The sequence below is a fragment of the Achromobacter pulmonis genome (assembly GCF_002885955.2).
Taxonomy (GTDB): domain Bacteria; phylum Pseudomonadota; class Gammaproteobacteria; order Burkholderiales; family Burkholderiaceae_B; genus Achromobacter; species Achromobacter pulmonis_A.
The window spans coordinates 284,063-303,500 of record NZ_POQS01000001.1 but is presented as its reverse complement, the minus strand read 5'-3'; the positions used below and the strand labels follow the sequence as shown (position 1 = coordinate 303,500).

At 69.4% G+C, this 19,438-nt stretch carries 17 protein-coding genes; 12 read left to right on the top strand and 5 right to left on the bottom strand.

Annotation, left to right across the window (positions count from 1 at the left end):
• The first annotated feature begins 5 nt into the window (after positions 1 to 5).
• The 5 genes from C1I89_RS01440 (at position 6) to C1I89_RS01420 (ending at position 6,425) form a co-directional block, all read left to right on the top strand.
• Positions 6 to 491, top strand: a complete 486-nt coding sequence (locus C1I89_RS01440) for a hypothetical protein (protein ID WP_102771033.1) — start codon at positions 6 to 8, stop codon at positions 489 to 491.
• Positions 488 to 1,876, top strand: a complete 1,389-nt coding sequence (locus C1I89_RS01435; RefSeq protein ID WP_102771032.1) for a tripartite tricarboxylate transporter permease — start codon at positions 488 to 490, stop codon at positions 1,874 to 1,876. The genes C1I89_RS01440 and C1I89_RS01435 overlap by 4 nt, the downstream gene beginning before the upstream one ends.
• A 122-nt stretch (positions 1,877 to 1,998) precedes the next feature.
• A complete protein-coding gene (locus tag C1I89_RS01430; protein ID WP_102771031.1) occupies positions 1,999 to 3,156 on the top strand; it encodes an NAD(P)H-dependent flavin oxidoreductase in 1,158 nt (385 codons plus the stop codon).
• An 87-nt stretch (positions 3,157 to 3,243) separates the two neighbouring features.
• Entirely contained in the window at positions 3,244 to 3,882 is a 639-nt protein-coding gene (locus C1I89_RS01425) for a TetR/AcrR family transcriptional regulator (protein WP_102771030.1), read from the top strand.
• Positions 3,879 to 6,425, top strand: coding sequence for a PEP/pyruvate-binding domain-containing protein (locus C1I89_RS01420; protein ID WP_102771029.1), 2,547 nt, complete (start codon positions 3,879 to 3,881; stop codon positions 6,423 to 6,425). Before C1I89_RS01425 ends, C1I89_RS01420 begins: the two co-directional genes overlap by 4 nt.
• A gap of 166 nt (positions 6,426 to 6,591) precedes the next feature.
• Here C1I89_RS01420 and C1I89_RS01415 read toward each other — a convergent pair whose 3' ends face one another.
• Both C1I89_RS01415 and C1I89_RS01410 read right to left on the bottom strand, forming a co-directional pair.
• Complete coding sequence (locus C1I89_RS01415) at positions 6,592 to 8,073, bottom strand: sensor histidine kinase (RefSeq protein WP_102771028.1); 1,482 nt, start codon at positions 8,071 to 8,073, stop codon at positions 6,592 to 6,594.
• Positions 8,070 to 8,798: a response regulator transcription factor gene (locus tag C1I89_RS01410; RefSeq protein WP_102771027.1), complete on the bottom strand. Its 729-nt coding sequence runs from the start codon at positions 8,796 to 8,798 to the stop codon at positions 8,070 to 8,072. The genes C1I89_RS01415 and C1I89_RS01410 overlap by 4 nt, the downstream gene beginning before the upstream one ends.
• 143 nt (positions 8,799 to 8,941) lie before the next feature.
• On the opposite strand from C1I89_RS01410, the gene C1I89_RS01405 reads away from it, so the two are divergent.
• Genes C1I89_RS01405 through C1I89_RS01395 form a run of 3 tightly spaced genes read left to right on the top strand, consistent with a single transcriptional unit; the run spans position 8,942 to position 10,739 of the window.
• Positions 8,942 to 9,559 (top strand): cytochrome b/b6 domain-containing protein, encoded by a 618-nt coding sequence (locus C1I89_RS01405; RefSeq protein ID WP_102771026.1) that lies wholly within the window; start codon positions 8,942 to 8,944, stop codon positions 9,557 to 9,559.
• A gap of 21 nt (positions 9,560 to 9,580) precedes the next feature.
• Positions 9,581 to 10,381: a molybdopterin-dependent oxidoreductase gene (locus C1I89_RS01400; RefSeq protein WP_102771025.1), complete on the top strand. Its 801-nt coding sequence runs from the start codon at positions 9,581 to 9,583 to the stop codon at positions 10,379 to 10,381.
• Between the two features lie 43 nt (positions 10,382 to 10,424).
• Positions 10,425 to 10,739: a pentapeptide MXKDX repeat protein gene (locus C1I89_RS01395; protein WP_102771024.1), complete on the top strand. Its 315-nt coding sequence runs from the start codon at positions 10,425 to 10,427 to the stop codon at positions 10,737 to 10,739.
• Between the two features lie 27 nt (positions 10,740 to 10,766).
• On the opposite strand, the gene C1I89_RS01390 is transcribed toward C1I89_RS01395, so the two are convergent.
• Positions 10,767 to 11,711 (bottom strand): helix-turn-helix transcriptional regulator, encoded by a 945-nt coding sequence (locus C1I89_RS01390; protein ID WP_258231300.1) that lies wholly within the window; start codon positions 11,709 to 11,711, stop codon positions 10,767 to 10,769.
• A 179-nt stretch (positions 11,712 to 11,890) separates the two neighbouring features.
• Here C1I89_RS01390 and C1I89_RS01385 point away from each other — a divergent pair, with 179 nt between their 5' ends.
• Positions 11,891 to 14,071: a FepA family TonB-dependent siderophore receptor gene (locus C1I89_RS01385; RefSeq protein ID WP_102771023.1), complete on the top strand. Its 2,181-nt coding sequence runs from the start codon at positions 11,891 to 11,893 to the stop codon at positions 14,069 to 14,071.
• A 44-nt stretch (positions 14,072 to 14,115) separates the two neighbouring features.
• On the opposite strand, the gene C1I89_RS01380 is transcribed toward C1I89_RS01385, so the two are convergent.
• Both C1I89_RS01380 and C1I89_RS01375 read right to left on the bottom strand, forming a co-directional pair.
• Positions 14,116 to 14,328, bottom strand: coding sequence for a YbdD/YjiX family protein (locus tag C1I89_RS01380; RefSeq protein ID WP_102771022.1), 213 nt, complete (start codon positions 14,326 to 14,328; stop codon positions 14,116 to 14,118).
• A gap of 13 nt (positions 14,329 to 14,341) precedes the next feature.
• Entirely contained in the window at positions 14,342 to 16,423 is a 2,082-nt protein-coding gene (locus tag C1I89_RS01375; RefSeq protein ID WP_102771021.1) for a carbon starvation CstA family protein, read from the bottom strand.
• Positions 16,424 to 16,738: 315 nt separating this feature from the next.
• On the opposite strand from C1I89_RS01375, the gene C1I89_RS01370 reads away from it, so the two are divergent.
• The 3 genes from C1I89_RS01370 (at position 16,739) to folE (ending at position 19,417) form a co-directional block, all read left to right on the top strand.
• On the top strand, positions 16,739 to 18,157 hold the full coding sequence (locus C1I89_RS01370) for a cache domain-containing protein (protein ID WP_102771020.1): 1,419 nt from the start codon (positions 16,739 to 16,741) through the stop codon (positions 18,155 to 18,157).
• Entirely contained in the window at positions 18,154 to 18,810 is a 657-nt protein-coding gene (locus C1I89_RS01365) for a response regulator (protein ID WP_102771019.1), read from the top strand. Before C1I89_RS01370 ends, C1I89_RS01365 begins: the two co-directional genes overlap by 4 nt.
• A 61-nt stretch (positions 18,811 to 18,871) precedes the next feature.
• The gene (folE, locus tag C1I89_RS01360) at positions 18,872 to 19,417 is read left to right on the top strand and encodes a GTP cyclohydrolase I FolE (protein WP_219929559.1); all 546 of its coding nucleotides are present in this window, start codon (positions 18,872 to 18,874) and stop codon (positions 19,415 to 19,417) included.
• The last annotated feature ends 21 nt before the right edge of the window (positions 19,418 to 19,438 follow it).

The following is a 19,438-nucleotide window of genomic DNA, read 5'->3' as shown; positions in this document are numbered from 1 at the left end:
GAGACATGAATCCGAACACCCCGGCGCCGCCTGCGCGCCTGGCGGAAGTCTGGAGCGACACGGTCGACCTGCGCCAGCTGGCGTGGGCCATCGGCATCGGCATCGTCATCAGCGTGGCGGGATTCTATGCCGCCAGCCATTGGCTGCGCGGCGTCGTCGCCTCGCCCGAGCTGGCCCATGCCTACGCCATGCTGGCCGGGCTGGCGGGCTGCGTGCTGGCCGGCCTGATCTGCGCCCGCCTGTTCCCGCCCAAGCGCATCGTGGTCGAACACAGCGCCACCCAGGACCCAGCCTGGCGCGCCGAAGTGCTGGCCGAGCTGGCCGAGCAGCCCGGCGGCCTGGGCACGCTGGCCGATCTGCCCGAGGCCGCCGTGCGCGAACTCAAGGCGCTGGACCTGTACGAGCTGTTCGCCCAGCCCGCCGCGCCCGCGCCCGATGCGCGCGCGCGCGCCGAAGCGCCGCAGGGCGCGAACAAGGAGGCGCTGGCATGAGCAATCCCGCGCTACTCGAACAAATCATGATGGCGGCCGCCATGGGCCTGCTGGGCGCGGTGGTGTTCGCGGCCATCGGCCTGGTGTCCGGCACCGACGAAACCACCACGCTGGCGCCGCTGACCCTGCTGGTGGTGCTGCTGGGCGTGCCGCCGGCGGGCGTCTTCACCTTCTTCCTGGCCGGCGCCGTGGCCAAGCACATGACCCATGCCGTGCCCACGGCGCTGCTGGGCATACCCGGCGACACCATGGCCACGCCGCTGCTGCAGGACGCGAACATGCTGCGCAAGCTGGGCGTGCCGCACATCGCGCTGCGCAAGATGGTGTCCGGCGCCATCGTCGCCGCGTTCGTGGCGGTGCCGCTGGCCGTGCTGTTCGCGGTGCTGCTGGCGCCGTTCGGCGCGGTCATCACCCGGTTCGCGCCCTGGATCTTCCTGGCCGCGGCGCTGCTCATCGCCTACTTCTCGGCCGGCCGCTGGGCCGCGGTCGCGCTGCTGGCGCCGTTCGTCGTGCTCATCGTCGCGCTGCAAAGCCTGACCGCCAAGTACGGGGTCAAGCTGAGCATCAGCTACTTCCTGGGCATCGCCATCGGGCCGCTGATCGCGGACCTGTTCAGCGTGGCCTCGCCGCAGGGGCGCTCGCGCATGCTGCGCGACAAGGTACGCACCTTCTCGCTGGCGCCGGACGTGAAAGGCTGGTCGGGCTACTTCCCCAACCCGCTGAAGGTCATGGACCGCACGCAGACCCGCTGGACGCTGGCCACGGCCGCGGTCTCCAGCGCCACCTTCGTGTTCAGCCCCGTGGCCATGACCGTGGTGCTGGGCGAGCTGGTGGGCTCGCGCGTCAAGCATGCCTATCACCGCCTGACCACCGTGCTGAGCGCGCGCAACGGCGTCACCGAGGCCACCTACATCGCCGAGGCGCTGATTCCGCTGATCGCCTTCGGCCTGCCGCTCAGTCCGGTGGCCGCCGGCCCCGCGGCGCCCCTGTTCAACGCGCCGCCGCGCTTCACGGTGGACGCCGCCACCGGCCAGACCAACAATCTGCACAACCTGCTGAACCACTGGGAGTTCCTGGGCTACGGCATGCTGGCGGTATTGCTGGCCGCGGTGGTGTCCTATCCGTTCGCCATGAACTTTGCGCGCCGCGCCGCGCTGTTCGTGTCGCGCAAGGTCAGCCACGAGGCCATCATCGCCACCTTCGTCGGCCTGATCATCGTCATCAGCGTCTGGGAAGGCCAGTTCCTGGGCCTGCTCGTGATCCTCACCATGGGCCTGTTCGGCGGCCTGCTGTCGCGCCTGTTCGGCTTCAACACCGGCGTGCAGTTCATGGGCTATTACACCGCCGTGCTGTCGGTGCCGGCGATCGTCAAGCTGCTGGCCTGAAATACCGCGTATCGGACGGGGCCCGGCCCCGTCCGCAATTCCCCGCCGCTTGATCCCGCGCAAGGCGATCGGACGCCCCTTGCTCTAGCCTCTGTCAACTTGACCTGAGGAAAGACCTGATCATGACGTGGTTCAAATCACTCACTCTCGCCGGACGCGAACTGCTGCCCATCGTACAAGGCGGCATGGGCGTCGGCATCTCGGCCCATCGCCTGGCCGGCGCGGTCGCCAGCCAGAACGCCATGGGCACCATCGCCAGCATCGATTTGCGCCACCATCATCCGGATCTGCTCGAAAAGACCGAGCGCTGCCATGACCGCGACCTGATCGACAGCGCCAACCTCGAAGCGCTGCACCGCGAAATCCGCGCCGCGCTGGACACGGCGCAGGGCCGCGGCCTGGTCGCCGTCAACGTCATGAAGGCGGTGCGGGGCCACCCGGCCCTGGTGCGCCAGGCCTGCGAAAGCGGCGCCCAGGCCATCGTGATGGGCGCGGGCCTGCCGCTGGACCTGCCCGAAATGACCGCCGATTTCCCCAAGGTCGCGCTGGTGCCGATTCTGTCCGAAGCGCGCGGTGTGGCCGCGGTGCTCAAGAAATGGATCAAGAAGGGCCGGCTGGCCGACGCCGTGGTGATCGAGCATCCCGGCCACGCCGGCGGCCACCTGGGCGCGGCGCGGCTCGAAGACGTGCACGACGAACGCTTCGATTTCAAGCGCGTGCTGGCCGATTGCCACAAGCTGTTCCAGGAACTGGCGCTGGGCAAGGACGCGCCCAAGCTCATCGTGGCCGGCGGCGTGGGCAGCCACGACCAGGTGCGCCACTGGCTGGGGCACGGCGCCGACGGCGTGCAGGTGGGCACCGCCTTCGCCGTCACTATCGAGGGCGACGCGCACGAGAATTTCAAGCGCGTGCTGATCGACGCCGACCCCGACCAGTTGAAGGAATTCACCAGCGTGGCCGGCCTGCCGGCGCGCGCCGTGGCCACGCCGTGGCTGACGCGCTACCTGCGCCAGGAAAAGACGCTGCAGGAAAACACCCGCTGCGACGCGCGCCGCTGCAGCCAGCGCATGGACTGCCTGACGCAGTGCGGCCTGCGCGACGGGCTGTCGCGCTTCGGCCAGTTCTGCATCGACCTCAAGCTGGCCGCCGCCATGCGCGGCGAAGTCAGCCGCGGCCTGTTCTTCCGCGGCGCATCCAAGCTGCCTTTCGGCAACGCCATGCGCTCGGTGCGCGAACTGATGGACTACCTGCTGCACGGACAGATGCCCGCCAACGCCTGATCCCTGCGGCCACCGCCCGCCCGGCGGCTTTGATAAATTATTGAACGACGTATAATATTATTCATCGTTCAGATAATCCGAGCCGCCATGTCCGCCACCGAATCCCTCTCGCCCGCCGCGCCGGCGGCCGATCCCGGCCGCCGCGAGCGCAAGCGCCTGCAGACGCTGGACCATCTGGCGCGCACCGCCTTCGGCCTGTTCGAGGCGCAGGGCTACGACGCCGTCACGATGGAGCAGATCGCGGCCGCGGCCGACGTCGCCAAGGGCACGCTGTACAACCATTTCCCGGTCAAGGAGGCGCTGCTCGCGCACCATCTGCACGGCGAACTCGCCGCCTCGCTGGCGGCGCTGTGGCCGGCGCTGCGCGCCCTGCCCTCGTTCGCCGCACGGCTGACGCGCATCCTGCGCGCCTCGGCCGACTGGTCCGAATCGCATCGCGCGTATCTGGGCCCGTATCTGCGCTATCGCCTGGCCCATGCGCAGTCCGACACCGCCCGCCATCCCCGCAGCGGCCTGCAACCGGCGTACGCCTCGCTGATTGCCGAGGCGCAGGCCGCGGGCCAGCTGCGCGCCGACCTGTCCGCCGAGCAACTGGCTCACCACCTGCAATTCCTGCACCTGGGCGCGATGCTGCGCTGGCTGGACCGGCCCGGCGCGAGCCTGCGCGACGAGTACGACGCAGCCCTGAGCCTGTTTCTGGGCGGCGCCGCCAAGGAGGCGCCATGAACGCGCTGGTGCTGGACTGGGCGGCGGCCGAAAAAGCCGGGCCGCGCGCCGCCGGCGGCAAGGGCTGGCAATTGGCGCGCATGGCGCAGCTCGGCGTGCCCGTGCCCGAAGGCTTCGTGCTGGCGGCCGCGGCCAGCCTGGGCCGCCAGCCGGGCCAGCCGGTGCCCCCCGAGACGCAGCGCGTCTTGCTGCAGGCGCTGCGCGACCGCGGCTGGCTGGCGCGGCCGCTGGCGCTGCGCTCGTCCGCGCCGCAGGAGGATTCGGCGGGCGCGTCCTTCGCGGGCATCCATCTTTCCTGCCTGAACGTAACCGGCGAACAGGCCGTGCTGGAGGCGCTGGCGCGCGTCTGGGATTCGCAGGCCACGCCGCAGGCGCAGGCCTATCGCCAGCGTCTGGGGCTGGACGCCGAGGGCGGCATGGCCGTGGTGGTGATGCCGCTGATCGAGGCCGCCGCTTCCGGCATCGCGTTCACGATGGACCCGCTGTCCGGACGCCGCGACGAAATGCTGATCCACGCCAACTGGGGCCTGGGCGAATCGCTGGTGGCCGGACAGGCCGACGGCGACGAATACCGGCTGCGCGAAGACTACCTGCGCCTGGCCTGGCCGCTGGCGTCGCGGCGCGTGGGCGCCAAGCGCCAGGCCAGCCTGCCCGCCGCCGCCGGCGGCACGCAACTGGCCGACACCGCGGCCGCCCGGGCCGCGCAGCCCGTGCTCAGCGATGCGCAGGCCGAGGCGCTGGGCGAGATCGCGCGCGACGCGGCCCGCGCCCTGGACTATGCCGGCGCCGGCCACGACCTCGAATGGGCTTGGGACGGGCGGCAATTCTGGATTCTGCAGGCGCGCCCGATCACCGCGGCGGCGCGCTACACCTATCCCGCGCTGCGTTCGCAGCCTTCGTACTGGTCGCGCGGCAACACGCGCGAAGTGCTGCCCGAGGCCATGTCGGCGCTGGAATGGGACAGCGGCCGGGTCATGGCCCAGCGCATGCTGAGCAGCGGTTTCGAACTGAGCGGTTACGCGCCCTTGCCGGGCGTGCGGCTGGCGGCGCTGTTCCAGGGCCGCGTGTACCTGGACGCCTCGGTCATCCAGTGGGTCGGCTACGACGCCCTGGGCGTGCCGCCGGCGGCCATGAACGCGCTGCTGGGTGGCCCCCAGCCCGCGATCGAGGCGCCCGCGCCCACGCCCGCGCAGCGCCTGCGCCATGCCGCGCGCATCCTGCGCTACCTGCGCCGCGCCGCCCCCTTGCGCAAGCGCGCCGAGACCGACCTGCCACGGCTGCTGGCGCGCGCCCGGGCCTGGCTGGACGAGCCGCTGCCGGCCGCCGGCGCCGAACTCGGCGCGCGCCTGCGCACGCAGTTCCTGACGGTGCTGGGCGCGGACGAACTGTTCTTCCTGCAGGGCTCGGGCGGCGGCGCGCTGTCGAAGCTGCTGGAACTGGTCGAGAAGGCCTGTCCGGGCCAGGGCCATGCCCTGACGGCCGCGCTGATGGCGGGCGGCGAGCCCAGCGTGACCGCGAGCCAGGGCTATGCGCTGATGGCGCTGGCCGAGCTGGCGCAGGCCGACGCGGCGGCGCTGGCCTGGCTGCGCAGCCCGCAGCGCGACAGCGCCGCCTGGCGCGAGGCGCTGCCCGACGGCAGCCCGTTCAAACAGGCCTTCGCCGACTTCCTGGGCCGCTACGGCCATCGCGCCGTGTATGAAACCTATCTGCGCAATCCGCGCTGGCGCGAGGCGCCGGGCTACCTGCTCGACAGCGTGGTCAACCTGATCGGCGCCGACGCCGGCGCGCTGCGCGCGCGCCAGGAAGATGCGGCGCGCCAGGCCTGGCAGCAGTTGCGCGCCGCGCTGCCGTTCTGGCAGCGTCCGCTGGCCGCGAAACTGCTGCAGGCCTCGCGCCTTGAAGGCCGGCAGCGCGAGGCCGCGCGCAGCGTGCTGGTGGCCTACCTGGCGGCGGCGCGCCGCAGCGCGCTGGCGCTGGGACAACGCTATCTCGGCCAGGGCCTGGCGGCGGCGGACGACGTATTCCACCTGACCGCCACCGAACTGTTCGCGCTGGCCGACGGTCGGCTCGCACCCGTGGCGGCGGGCCGCCGCGCGGCCCTGCGCCGCGCCCAGCTGGAAACCTGGGCCGCCACGCCCGACCCGGACGTGATCGTCGAACCCGCGGCGGGCGGCGCGCCGGCGCCGGCGCAGCCGGCAAGCCGCCCGGCCGGACAATCCGCCTCGGGCGCCTGGCGCGGCACGCCCGCGGCCGGCGGACGGGCGACCGGCCCCGCCTTCGTCGCGCGCACGCCGGCCGAGGGACTGGAGATGCCGGCCGGCAGCATCCTGCTCGCGCCCTCCACCGATCCGGCCTGGACGCCGCTGTTCCTGCGCGCCGCGGCGCTGGTCATGGAGGCCGGCGGCTACCTGTCGCACGGCGCCATCGTGGCGCGGGAATTCGGTATTCCCGCTGTGGTGAACGTGCAGGGGATATTGCGGGAAGTCCGCAGCGGGGACGTGCTGGAGGTGGATGCGGGCGGGGGGACGGTGCGGCGGGTTTAGGCGGTGGCGGCTTTTGCCGCCTGATGGGTTTCGCGCGTTCGGTATTCGAGTTCTTGCATAAGGAATCTCGCGCTGCACCCATCCTACGTTCGGGGATCGGATCGTAGGATGGGTGCAGCGCGCGGCATCCGATTTAAGAAACCTGCTGTCAAACGCGCGAAACCCATCAGGCGGCAAAAGCCGCCACCAATTCAAACTCGAACACCGCCCCCCGCCCCGCCTGCTCCACCAGCCGGATCTCGCTCTGGTGCAGTTGCAGGATGCGCTGCACGATCACCAGCCCCAGCCCGCCGCCTTCCCCCGGCCCGCGGTTCAGCGCGCTGGCCCGCACGAACAGCCCGGGGCGCAGCGCTTGCGGGATGCCGTCGCCGGAATCGCTGACCTGTACGCGCACCCGGTCCTGCGCCGCGCCCAGGCGCAGTTCGATGCGCCCGCCCGGCGGGCTGTGGCGGATGGCGTTGTCCAGCAGGTTGGTCAGCACCCGTTCGATCAGACCCAGGTCCGCGCGCACCGGCGGCAGCCCGTGCGCGATGTCGGTGGCCAGCCGCTGCTGGCGCGCCTCGGCGGCCAGCTCGAATTTCTGGATCACGTCCTGGGCCAGCTCCGGCAGCGAAAAGGTTTCGGGCTCCAGCCGCACCAGGCCTGACTCCAGCCGCGCCAACTCGAAAAGCTCCTGCGCCAGCCGGCCCACCTTGCGGCTCTGCGCCAGCGCGATGTCCAGGTAGCGGCGCCGCTCGGCCGGCTCCAGCGTGGCGTCCTTGAGCCGGAGCGTTTCCAGGTAGCCGTGCAGCGAAGTCAGCGGCGTGCGCAAGTCGTGCGAAATATTGGCGACCAGGTCGCGCCGCTGCTGGTCCTGCCGCGTCAGCTCGCGCCATTGCTCGGAGATGCGCGCGCCCATCTGCACGAAGCTGCGGCGCAGCACCTCGATTTCGTCGCCGCGCTCGCCGGCGCGCCCGTCGTCCGGACCTTCCAGCGCGGCCAGCGCCATGCCGTCGTCCGTGCCGAAAGCGCGCACCGCGCGCGTCAGGCCGCGCAACGGTCGCGTGATCAGCGCGAACGCCGCCAGGCCGGCGGCCAGGCCCAGCAGCGCCACCAGGCCGATGGACCACAAGGTCATGCGCAGCACCGAACTGCGCGACACGTCCTGGGCCAGCGCGTCGCGCGCCTGGCCCTGCAGCACCACGTAGACATAGCCCTGCTCCTGTCCGCCCACGCGCACCGGCGCGGCGCTGAAGACTTTCCGCGCCTGCGGATTGCGCGGATCGTCGCCGACGATGGGCATCATGTCTCCGGCCAGCAGCCGGCGGATCGGCTTCATGTCGACGCGCCCGCGCTTGATTTCGCCGGGCGGCGCGGCGTCGGCCACGATGTGGCCGTCGTTGGACAGCAGATAGACCTCCACCGCCGGATTCACCGCCATCAGCATGTCGAACAGCGAGCGCACGGCCTGCGGCCGCCAGCCGTTGACGTCCATCAGCTCGTTGGTGCCGGCGATATGCTGCGCCAGCCCGCTGGACAGGCGTTGCACCACCTCCTGCTGGTAGCGCGAATTGGCGGCGATCTGCAGCCAGGCCGAGGCGCCGCAGCAGGCCAGCAGCAGCAGCGCGAACACGCCCGACAGGCGTTGGGTGAGCGTCAGGCGTTTCATGCCGCGTCTCCCGCGCGGCCGGGCGCCGCCGCGAATTTGTAGCCCCGGCCCCAGACCGTCAGGATGCGCTGCGGATTGGACGCGTCCGCCTCGATCTTGGCGCGCAGCCGGTTGATGTGGGTGTTGACCGTGTGCTCGTAGCCTTCGTGCCGGTAGCCCCACACCTGGTTCAGCAGGTCCAGGCGCGAGAACACCTGATCCGGATTGCGCGCAAAGAAAAGCAGCAGGTCGAATTCGCGCGGCGTCAGCTCCAGCCGGCGGCCGTCGACGTCGGCCGTGCGCGCCAGCGGATCGATGGCCAGGCCGTGCAGCGACAGGCTGCCGGCGTCCAGCCGCGCGTTGCGCTCCAGCGCCTCGCTGCGGCGCAGCAGCGCGCGCACGCGCGCCACCAGCTCCAGCATGGAGAACGGCTTGGCCAGATAGTCGTCCGCGCCCAGCTCCAGGCCCAGGATGCGATGCACTTCGCTGGAGCGCGCGCTGGTGATGATGATGGGGATGTAGCGCGCCATGCCGCGCGCCCGCTTGCAGATCTCCAGCCCGTCGATGCCGGGCAGCATCAGGTCCAGCACCAGCGCGTCCCAGTTGCCTTCCTCCAGCCTGCGCATGCCGTCGTGGCCGTCGGCGGCGTGTTCGACCGCATAGCCTTCGTCGCGCAGGTGCATGCGCAGCAGTTCCGCGATGTGGGCGTCGTCTTCGACTATCAGTACGCGTCGGGGCGTGTCCATGGGCAGCTCGGATGGGGAATGATGCGCGTATTGTCGCCAATCCGCGCGCGGCGAGTTATCACATTTAATTTAAGTTTGCGTGAGGACTTCGCCACCGGCCCCGGACAAGAATGTCGCCAACGACAAGCAACCCGGAGCCTTCCATGCCGGCCATTCCCGCCCACCGCGCCCCTGGCGCCAGCCCTGTCCACCCCGGCTGGCTGCGCATCCAGCACTGGCTGAACGCGCTGGCCGTGGGCGTCATGGCCGCCAGCGGCTGGCGCATCTACAACGCCTCGCCGCTGTTCGACTTCAGCTTCCCCGCCGGCGTCACGCTCGGCGGCTGGCTGGGCGGCGCCCTGCAATGGCATTTCGCCGGCATGTGGCTGCTGGCCGGTAACGGCGTGCTGTACCTGGCCGCCAATCTCGCCACCGGCCGGCTGCGCCGCAAATTCTTTCCGCTGAGCCTGCGCGGCCTGGCCGCCGACCTGGGCGCGGCCTTGCGCGGCCGGCTCTCGCACGCCGACCCGCGCCGCTACAACCAGCTGCAGCGCCTGGCCTACCTGTTCGCGATGGCCGACATCGCGCTGCTGGTCGCCTCCGGCCTGGTGCTGTGGAAATCGGTGCAGTTCGAACTGCTCCGCGAACTGATGGGCGGATACGAAGGGGCTCGCCTGGTGCACTTCTACGCCATGGCCCTGCTCGCGGCCTTCGTCGCGGTGCACGTGCTGATGGTGGCCGTGGTGCCGCGCAGCCTGGCCGCCATGATCCGCGGGCGCTGAGCAAACGAACGGGAGCCACGAATGAATCCGCAATCCAAGCCGAAAAACCGTCTCGCCGCCCGCCCGGACGCCGCGGAGATCCTGCGCGAAGCCGGCGGGCTGTTGGAAAAGCGCCTGCCGCAGCCGGCGCGCCGCGCCTTCCTGCGCCGCGGGCTGACCCTGGGCGGGCTGGCCATGCTGTCGGGCTGCTCGCTGGCCGACGACGAAGGCGTGGAGCGCGCGCTGGCCACGGTGTCGCGCTGGAACGACCGCGTCCAGGGCTGGCTGTTCGATCCGACCCAGCTGGCTCCCACCTATCCCGAATCCATGATCGCGCGGCCGTTTCCGTTCAACGCCTATTACGGCATCGACCAGGCGCCGCGCGTGGACGAGGAATCGTTCCGGCTGGAAGTCAGCGGCCTGGTCGCCGACCGCCGCGCCTGGCGGCTCGAGGAGTTGCGCGCCATGGCCCAGGCCGAACAGGTGACCCGCCACATCTGCGTGGAAGGCTGGAGCGCCATCGGCAAATGGGGCGGCGTGCCGTTCGCGGATTTCCTCAAGCGCGTGGGCGCGGACCTGAGCGCCAGGTACGTCGGATTCAAGTGCGCCGACGACTACTACACCAGCATCGACATGCCTACCGCCCTGCATCCCCAGACCATCCTGGCGCTGACCTATGACGGCCGCACGCTGCCGCGCGAGTACGGCTTTCCCATGAAGCTGCGCATGCCGACCAAGCTTGGCTACAAGAACCCCAAGCACGTCCAGGCGATCTTCGTCACCAACACCTATCCCGGCGGCTACTGGGAGGACCAGGGCTACAACTGGTTCGGCGGCAGCTAGGCCAAGATTTTTTCCCCCACCCCTGTTCTAAAAGGAACACACCATGAAGACTTACGCTACCGCAGCATTCGCTATCTGCCTGGCCTTCGGCGCCGCCACCACGGCGCTCGCGGCCGACGCCATGGACAAGAAAGCCGGCGACCACAGCGCCATGTCCAAGGACGGCATGGGCAAGGACCAGATGTCCAAGGACAAGATGGGCAAGGATGCGATGGGCAAGGACGGCATGTCCAAGGACGCCATGGGCAAGGACGCCATGGGCAAGGACCAGATGTCCAAGGACAAGATGGGCAAGGACGGCATGTCGCACGACGGCATGGCCAAGGATGGCATGTCCAAGGACGGCATGAAGCGCTGATCCCGCGCGCCGCGCCGCCCGGCTGCGTCAGCGGCGGCGCGCGCGCACCTGCCCCGGCGTCATGCCGAACCTGCGCCGGAACGCGGTGGCGAAATTGGCCGCGCTGTTATAGCCGGCCAGCCATGCCGCCTGCGTCACGCTGACGCCATCGACCTCCAGCGCCAGCCGCGCGCGCGCCAGTTTGCGCTCGCGCAGGTACTGGGCGACCGTGGTGCCCCACATCGCCCGGAAATGCCGTTGCAGCGTATTGACGCTGATGCACGCCCGGGCCGCGATCTGCGCCAGCGACAGCGCATCGGCGCCGCCCTCGTCCAGCAGTTCGCGCAGCGCCATCATGCGCAGGCGCTCGCGCTGGCCGAGTTCCGGCGTGTGTTCGGCCGCCCCATCCTGCAGCCCTTCCAACGCGTCCACCATAATGGCCAGCGCGCGCGACTGCTGGTAAAGACGCCACAGCGACGGCGCCATCACGGGCGGACGCAGCATCTGCTCCGCCGCCGCGACCGCCGGCCCCGACGCCTGCCAGGTCCGCAACGCCATGTGGCGTTGCGCGAAATTGCGCAGCGCCGGCAGTCCGGCGCAAAGCCGCTGGCGATCCATCCATTCGTGCTCCAGCCTCAGCAGCACCGTGCGCTCGATGTCGCCCAGGCACGATTCGCGCACGAAGCCGTCCGGCTCCCGCACCGACAGCGCCACGCCCAGCACCTTGCCGTCGGGGCGCGGCCCCAGGGCCAGCCGCTGGCCGGCCAGCGTCACGTTCACGCGCCCGCCCACCACCAGGGCAATGTGCAGGCCCGGCCGCAGCGAGCCGCGCGCGCTCGCGCCCTGCAGATCGCGCACGTCCAGGCGCCGCAGCACCATGCCCGGCGCCAGTTCCGTCAGGTCGGACCAGCCCTCCAGCATGGCGCGCGGACGCGCCGCGGCCGTCCGGCCATACCCGTCCGGGCGCGCCGGCAGCAGTTGCGGCCCGCCCACGCTGCCTGCTTTCTCTTGGTCCGATTCTGGGGAGTTGGCGCTGCCGCAAAGTTTTGTGGTGGCGCCGCAAACCCCGGCGCGTGTAGCCGCTGACATAATTTCGCCGAAATTCAAATAGCAATCGTTCTCAATTAAAACATGGCCGCCCGCTTCCGGGTTGCCTTTCTGCTCTTGGAGAAATGTCAGTGCACCGTCTGAACTACGCCGCCCTGCTGCTTTGCGGCCTGCATGGAACCATCGCCGCCGCGCAGGCCGTCCCGGAACTGCCGACCGTGCAGGTGCTGGGCACCGCCGAAGAAGAAGTCAAGGAAGCGCTCGGCGTCTCGGTGATCACGGCCGACGAGATCGCCCGCCGCCCGCCCGTCAACGATCTGTCGGACATCGTGCGCCGCGAACCCGGCGTGAACCTCACCGGCAACAGCGCCAGCGGCTCGCGCGGCAACAGCCGCCAGATCGACATCCGCGGCATGGGCCCCGAGAACACCCTGATCCTGATCGACGGCCGGCCCGCCACGTCGCGCAATGCGGTGCGCTACGGCTGGAACGGCGACCGCGACACCCGCGGCGACAGCAACTGGGTGCCGGCCGAGGAAGTCGAGCGCATCGAGGTGCTGCGCGGACCGGCCGCCGCGCGCTATGGCTCGGGCGCGATGGGCGGCGTGGTGAACATCATCACCAAGCGTCCCGCGGACCGGTTCGGCGGGTCGCTCACCTACTACCTGAACCAGCCCGAGGACAGCGACGAAGGCAATACCAACCGCGTCGGCATCCGCCTGAGCGGCCCGATCAGCGACACCCTGAGCCTGCGGCTTTACGGCAACTACAACAAAACCAATCCCGACGCGCGCAACATCAACGCCGCGCGCTCGCAGCTCAACGCCGACGGCCTGGCGGAATCGGCCGGCCGCGAAGGCGTGGTCAACCAGGACCTGAACGCGCTGTTCTCGTGGCGCCCGGATGCCCGCAACACGGTGGACCTGGAGGCCGCGTTCAGCCGCCAGGGCAATCTGTACGCCGGCGACACCATGCTCAACAGCACCTCGTCCTTCTCCGACAGCCTGTACGGCAAGGAAACCAGCGCGCTCTACCGCGAAAGCCTGGGCCTGACCCACCGCGGCGTCTGGGACTGGGGCACATCGCGCGCCGCGCTGGGCTACGACTACACGCGCAATGCGCGCCAGAACGAGGGCCTGGCCGGCGGCGGCGAAGGCATGCCGGTGGACCTGGGCCGGGCCACGTCGCGGCTGCGCAACTGGAGCGCCGTGGGCGAAGTGAATCTGCCGTTCGAGCTGGGCTTCGAGCAGGTCGCCACGATAGGCGTGGAATGGCTGCGCGAATCGCTGGAAGACGCCGCCAGCCTGCGCCAGACCTATACCGGCGGCGCCATCGGCGGCGTGGCCATGGACGGCCGCGACCCGAAAACCGCCCAGAACAGCTATGCGCTCTTCGTGGAGGACAACATCCAGGCCGGCGCGCGCGCCACGCTGACGCCGGGCCTGCGGTTCGACCGCAACGACAAGTTCGGCAGCAACTGGAGCCCCAGCCTGAACGCCGCCTACGAGCTCACCGCGGCGCTGCGCCTGAAAGGCGGCGTCGCGCGCGCCTACAAGGCGCCCAACCTGTACCAGTCCAACCCCAACTACCTGATGTACAGCCGCGGCTACGGCTGCCCGGTATCGCAGGCCAACCGCAACGGCTGCTATCTCGTCGGCAACCGCGATCTGGCGCCCGAGACCAGCGTCAACAAGGAAATCGGCTTCGAGTACGACCCGGGCGGCTGGCGCGCGAGCGCGGCCTATTTCCGCAACGACTACCGCAACAAGATCGTCGCCGGCACCGACATCGCCTACCGCCTGGCCAACGGCGCGCGCGTGCTGCAATGGAGCAACGCCGGCAAGGCGGTGGTCGAGGGCGTGGAAGGCAATCTGTTCATCGCCCTGGCGCCGGACCTGGACTGGAACACCAACTTCACCTACATGATCCGCAGCGAAAGCAAGGACGACGGCCAGCCGCTGAGCGTGATCCCGAAATACACCGTCAATTCCACGCTGGACTGGTACGCCACCGAACGGCTTTCGCTGCAGGCCAACCTGACCTACTACGGCCGGCAGCAAGGCCCGACCCTGAACCCGCGCCGCGGCGAGGCGATCACGGATCGCGGGCTGCAAGGCGTCAGCCCCTACGCCCTGGTGGGCCTGAGCGCCGGCTACGCGTTCAACCGCAACCTGCGGCTGCGCGTGGGCGTGAGCAACCTGCTGGACAAGAAGCGCTACCGCGAAGGCAACGCGGTCGAGGCCGGCGCGGCCACCTACAACGAACCCGGCCGCGCCTATTACGCCAGCCTCACGGCCTCGTTCTGAGTGCCATGAAAAAAGGCCTCGCCGGGTGGCGAGGCCTTTTGGCGTCAGCAGCAGCCGATGCGTTTCTTGCCGCCGTAGCGCGCGTCCTGGCGCTCGCGGAAGAACTCTTCGTAGCTCATCGGCTCCCGGTCGGGATGGGTGCGCCGCACGTGCTCGACGTAGGTCTCGTAGTCGGGCACCCCCACCATCAGCCGGAGCGTCTGCCCCAGGTAGCGGCCGGCCGCGCCGGCGGCCGAGCTCATGTTGGCGAACAGCATGCGGCTCTCCTGCTCAATCCGCGCCGGCGCCGGCGGGCAGCGTCTCGTACGGGGTTTCGCGGGCGGTGGGCTTGTTCTCGTTGCGCGCGCGCTGCACCGAACGCAGGCCGAACACCAGAATGCTCACCACGACGAAGATGAAGATACCGCACAGGCCGGCGTTGATGTAGTCGTTGAACACCACGCGGGACATCTCGGCCAGCGACTTGGCCGGGGCCAGGACCTTGCCTTCGGCGATCGCCGCGTTGTATTTGGCGGCGTGCGCCAGGAAGCTGACGCGCGGATCGGCGTCGAAGATCTTCTGCCAGCCGGCCGTCAGCGTGCACGCCAGCAGCCAGATCGTCGGCAGCACGGTGACCCACGCATAGCGGTCGCGCTTCATCTTGAACAGCACCACGGTGCCCAGCGTCAGCGCCACCGCGGCCAGCATCTGGTTGGCGATGCCGAACAGCGGCCACAGCGTGTTGATGCCGCCCAGCGGATCGACCACGCCCTGGTACAGGAAGTAGCCCCAGGCCAGCACGCACAGGCCGGTGGCGATCAGGTTGGCGGGCAGCGAGTCGGTGCGCTTGAGCGAGGGCGCGAAGGTGCCCAGCAGGTCCTGCAGCATGAAGCGGCCCGCGCGCGTGCCGGCGTCGACGGCCGTCAGGATGAACAGGGCTTCGAACAGGATGGCGAAGTGATACCAGAACGCCATCATGCTCGGGCCGCCCAGGGCCTGGTGCAGGATGTGCGCCATGCCGACGGCCAGCGTGGGCGCGCCGCCGGCGCGCGAGATGATGGTGCTTTCGCCCACGTCCTTGGCGGTCTGCACCAGGTCGGCCGGCGTCACCACGAAGCCCCAGCTGGAAACCACCTGGGCGACCTGGTCCGGCGTGGTGCCGATGACCGCGGCCGGGCTGTTCATGGCGTAGTAGATGCCCGGCTCGATCACGCAGGCCGCCACCAGGGCCATGATGGCCACGAAGGATTCCATCAGCATGCCGCCGTAGCCGATGTAGCGGGCCTGGGTTTCGTTCTCGATCAGCTTGGGCGTGGTGCCCGAGGAGATCAGGGCGTGGAAGCCCGACACGGCGCCGCAGGCGATCGTGATGAAGAGGAACGGGAACAGGTTGCCCGACCACACCGGACCGGTGCCGTCGACGAACTGCGTCAGCGCGGGCATCTTCAGCTCGGGCGCAACCACCACGATGCCGATGGCCAGGCCGACGATGGTGCCGATCTTCAGGAAGGTCGACAGGTAGTCGCGCGGCGCCAGCAGCAGCCACACCGGCAGCACCGAGGCGATGAAGCCGTAGATGATCAGGATCCAGGTCAGGCCCTTGCCGTCGAAGTCGAACATCGGGCCGATCACCGGGTGCGCGGCCACGTCCTGGCCGAAAGTGATGGCGGCCATCAGGCCCACGAAGCCGATGATGGAGACTTCGCCGATCTTGCCCGGACGGATATAGCGCAGGTACACGCCCATGAACAGCGCGATGGGGATGGTCGCGGCCACGGTGAACGTGCCCCAGGGCGAGTGCGTCAGGGCCTTGACCACGATCAGCGCCAGCACCGCCAGGATGATGACCATGATCATGAAGGCGCCGAACAGCGCGATCACGCCCGGGACCTTGCCCAGTTCGGACTTGACCAGGTCGCCCAGCGAGCGGCCGTCACGGCGGGTCGAGATGAAGAGGATGGTGAAATCCTGCACCGCGCCGGCGAACACCACGCCGGCCAGGATCCACAGCATGCCCGGCAGATAGCCCATCTGCGCGGCCAGCACCGGGCCGACCAGCGGACCGGCGCCGGCGATCGCGGCGAAGTGGTGGCCGAACAGCACGTGCTTGTTGGTCGGCACGTAGTCCAGGCCGTCGTTGTACTTCCAGGCCGGGGTCATGCGCGTGGGGTCCAGCTGGAAGACCTTGTTGGCGATGAATCGGCTGTAGTAGCGATACGCGATCAGATAGACGCAGACGGCGGCGATCACCACCCATAGCGCGTTGATGGTCTCCCCTCTGGCCAGCGCCACGGTGCCCAGCGCGAACGCGCCCAGCACCGCAACCGCCAGCCAGACCAGGTGTTGACCCAGTCCTTTACTGCTGGTTTGCATAACTGCTCCTCTTGCCTCCCGCCATGCTCTTGGCGTGGAAACGCTGTTGTCGTCCCGCGGAAGGCAGACTCATTGTTGTGGGGTGGCGGACGCACGCGTCCACACTGCGCCCGGTAAGCGCGGACGCTAGTATTTCGTTTTGCCCCGGCAGCAACAAGCGCGGAACTACGCAAGCCCGCTACGTATTACTACGCAATGCGCCGCAACATAATTTTCCGGAAATCGTAAAATCTGCGGCATGCCCCGGACGTTCCTCCATCGGGGCCCACGCGATATTGCATCGCAACAAGCGAATCCGCGCTGATACAAATCCCTATGAAGCTGCGCCTGAAAATCCTGCTGCTGGCGGCCGTGCCCCTGCTGGTGGCGCTGGCCGCCATCACGGTCGCCGTCTACGTGCAGGGCCTGCAACTGGCCCAGCGCGAGAAACAGGTGGTCGAGAACGCCTGGCTGGCCAGCAAGGAAGGCGAGCTGCGCCACTACGTGAACCTGGCCTACAGCGCCATCGCCCCGCTGCAGGCCCTGTCCGACGACGAGGCCACGCGCCAGCGCGCGCTGGACCTGCTGGCGCAGATGGAATTCGGCCACGACGGCTATTTCTTCGTCTATGACCTGCACGGCCGCAACCTGATGCACCCGCGCCAGCCGGAACTGGTGGGCCAGGACCTGTGGAACCTGCGCGACACCCACGGCCAGCCCGTAATCCAGAACCTGCTGACCGCCGCCCGCCGCAGCGGCCAGGAAGGCGAGGCGGTGCGCTATCTGTGGGAAAAGCCCTCCACCCACCAGACCGAGGAAAAGCTGGGCTACGTCGTGGTGCTGGAGCGCTGGGGCTGGATGCTGGGCACCGGCATCTACCTGGACGACGTGGAACAGGCGCTGGAGCGCATCGACGCGGCGGCGCAGGCCAACATCATCAATATGTTCACCTGGGTGGCCGGCATCGCCGCCGTCTCCATCCTGGGCGTGGCCGCCTGCGGCCTGGCCCTGAACATCAGCGACCACCGCCAGTCCGACGCCAAGCTGCGCCTGATGGCGCGGCAGCTGGTGCGCACCCAGGAGGACGAACGCGCCCGCCTGTCGCGCGAGCTGCACGACGGCATCAGCCAGGTGCTGGTGTCGAGCAAGCTGTCGCTGGAAGCCGCGCGCGAACGGCTGCGCCAGTCGCTACCGGCCGACGCCGGCGCGCTGGCCCACATCGACGGTCCGCTGGGCGGCGCGCTGGAGCGCCTGAACACCGCCGTGGGCGAAGTGCGGCGGATTTCGCACAACCTGCGCCCCACCCTGCTCGACGACCTGGGCCTGCCGGCCGCGCTCGAACACCTGGGCCGCGAGTTCGCCATCCCCAGCCCGGACGGCGCGCCGCCGCTGGCCGTGCGCCTGCACACCACCGGCCGTCCGGTCAAGCTGCCCGAAGCCTACGCCACCGCCCTGTTCCGCGTGACCCAGGAGGCGCTGACCAACGTCATCCGCCACGCCGGCGCGACCCGCGCCGACATGACCCTGGCCTATTCCGAACGCGACCTGCGCCTGACCATCGCCGACGACGGCCGCGGCTTCGACTACGACGAAGTGCAGCAGGACCCGCGCCGCGGCATCGGCCTGCGCAACATGCGCGAACGCATGAATGCGCTATCGGGTAACCTGACTTTCCGATCCACCGCCCACGGCACGATCCTGCAGGCCTGGCTGCCCCTGCCGCCTGCCGTCTCCGCTCCGGAGCCCCAAGCATGACCGCCAAGCCCGCCCCTGTCCGACTCCTGCTGATCGACGACCATCCGCTGGTGCGCGACGGACTGCGCCTGCGCCTGGAGACCGTGCCGCACCTGCGCGTGGTCGGCGAGGCCGGCAACGCCGCCGCGGCCCGCGCCTTCCTGGGCGCCTGTATGGCCGAGGACCCGCAGGGCGGCACGCTGCCGCACCTGGCGCTGATGGACCTGAACATGCCCGGCGTCGGCGGCCTGGAGCTGACCGCCGAACTGCACGAGCGCTACCCGCAGATCGCCGTGCTGGTGCTGTCGATGCACGACAACCCCGAATACATGGTGCAGGCCGTCAAGGCGGGCGCGCGCGGCTATCTGCTCAAGGACGAGCCGGCGCACGAAATCGTCACCGCCATCGAGGCCGTCATGGCCGGGCGCAGCTACTTCAGCGCCGCCGTCGCGCTGCGCCTGTCCCAGGCCAGCGCGCCGGCCACCCTGCTGACCCAGCGCGAACGCGACGTGCTGCGCCACATCGCCAGCGGCCACGCCAACAAGCAGATCGCCCACGACCTCGGCCTGTCGGTGCGCACGGTGGAAACGCACCGGCTGAACATTAAGCGCAAACTCGGCATAGACGGCCAGGCCGAGCTCATCAAATACGCCGTAGAAAACCGAGGGGTCTGACCCTGAGGTAGACTTGCGTCCCAGAGCAACAGCAAAACGCCGCAGCATCCAGGAGTCCCCCATGTCATTGGAACAACGCTACACCGCCATACTCGAACAGCTGGGGGAAGATCCGTCCCGCGAAGGGCTGGCCGATACGCCGGCGCGTGCCGCCAAGGCCATGCGCCACCTGTGCCGCGGCTACGGCCAGAACCTGGAAGAGATCGTCAACGGCGCGCTGTTCACCTCCGACACGCGCGAGATCGTGCTGGTCAAGAACATCGAGCTGTATTCGCTGTGCGAGCACCACATGCTGCCCTTCATCGGCAAGGCGCACGTGGCCTACCTGCCCAACGGCAAGGTGCTGGGCCTGTCCAAGGTGGCGCGCATCGTCGAGATGTACGCGCGCCGCCTGCAGATCCAGGAAAACCTCAGCCGCCAGGTGGCCGAGGCCGTGCAGTCGGTCACCGGCGCCGCCGGAGTGGCCGTGGTGATCGAGGCCCAGCACATGTGCATGATGATGCGCGGGGTCGAAAAACAGAATTCGTCCATGGTCACGTCCGTGATGCTGGGCGAGTTCCACGACAACCCCTCGACCCGCGCGGAATTCCTCAGCCTGATCCGCTAGGATGGGTGCAGCGCGAGAAAC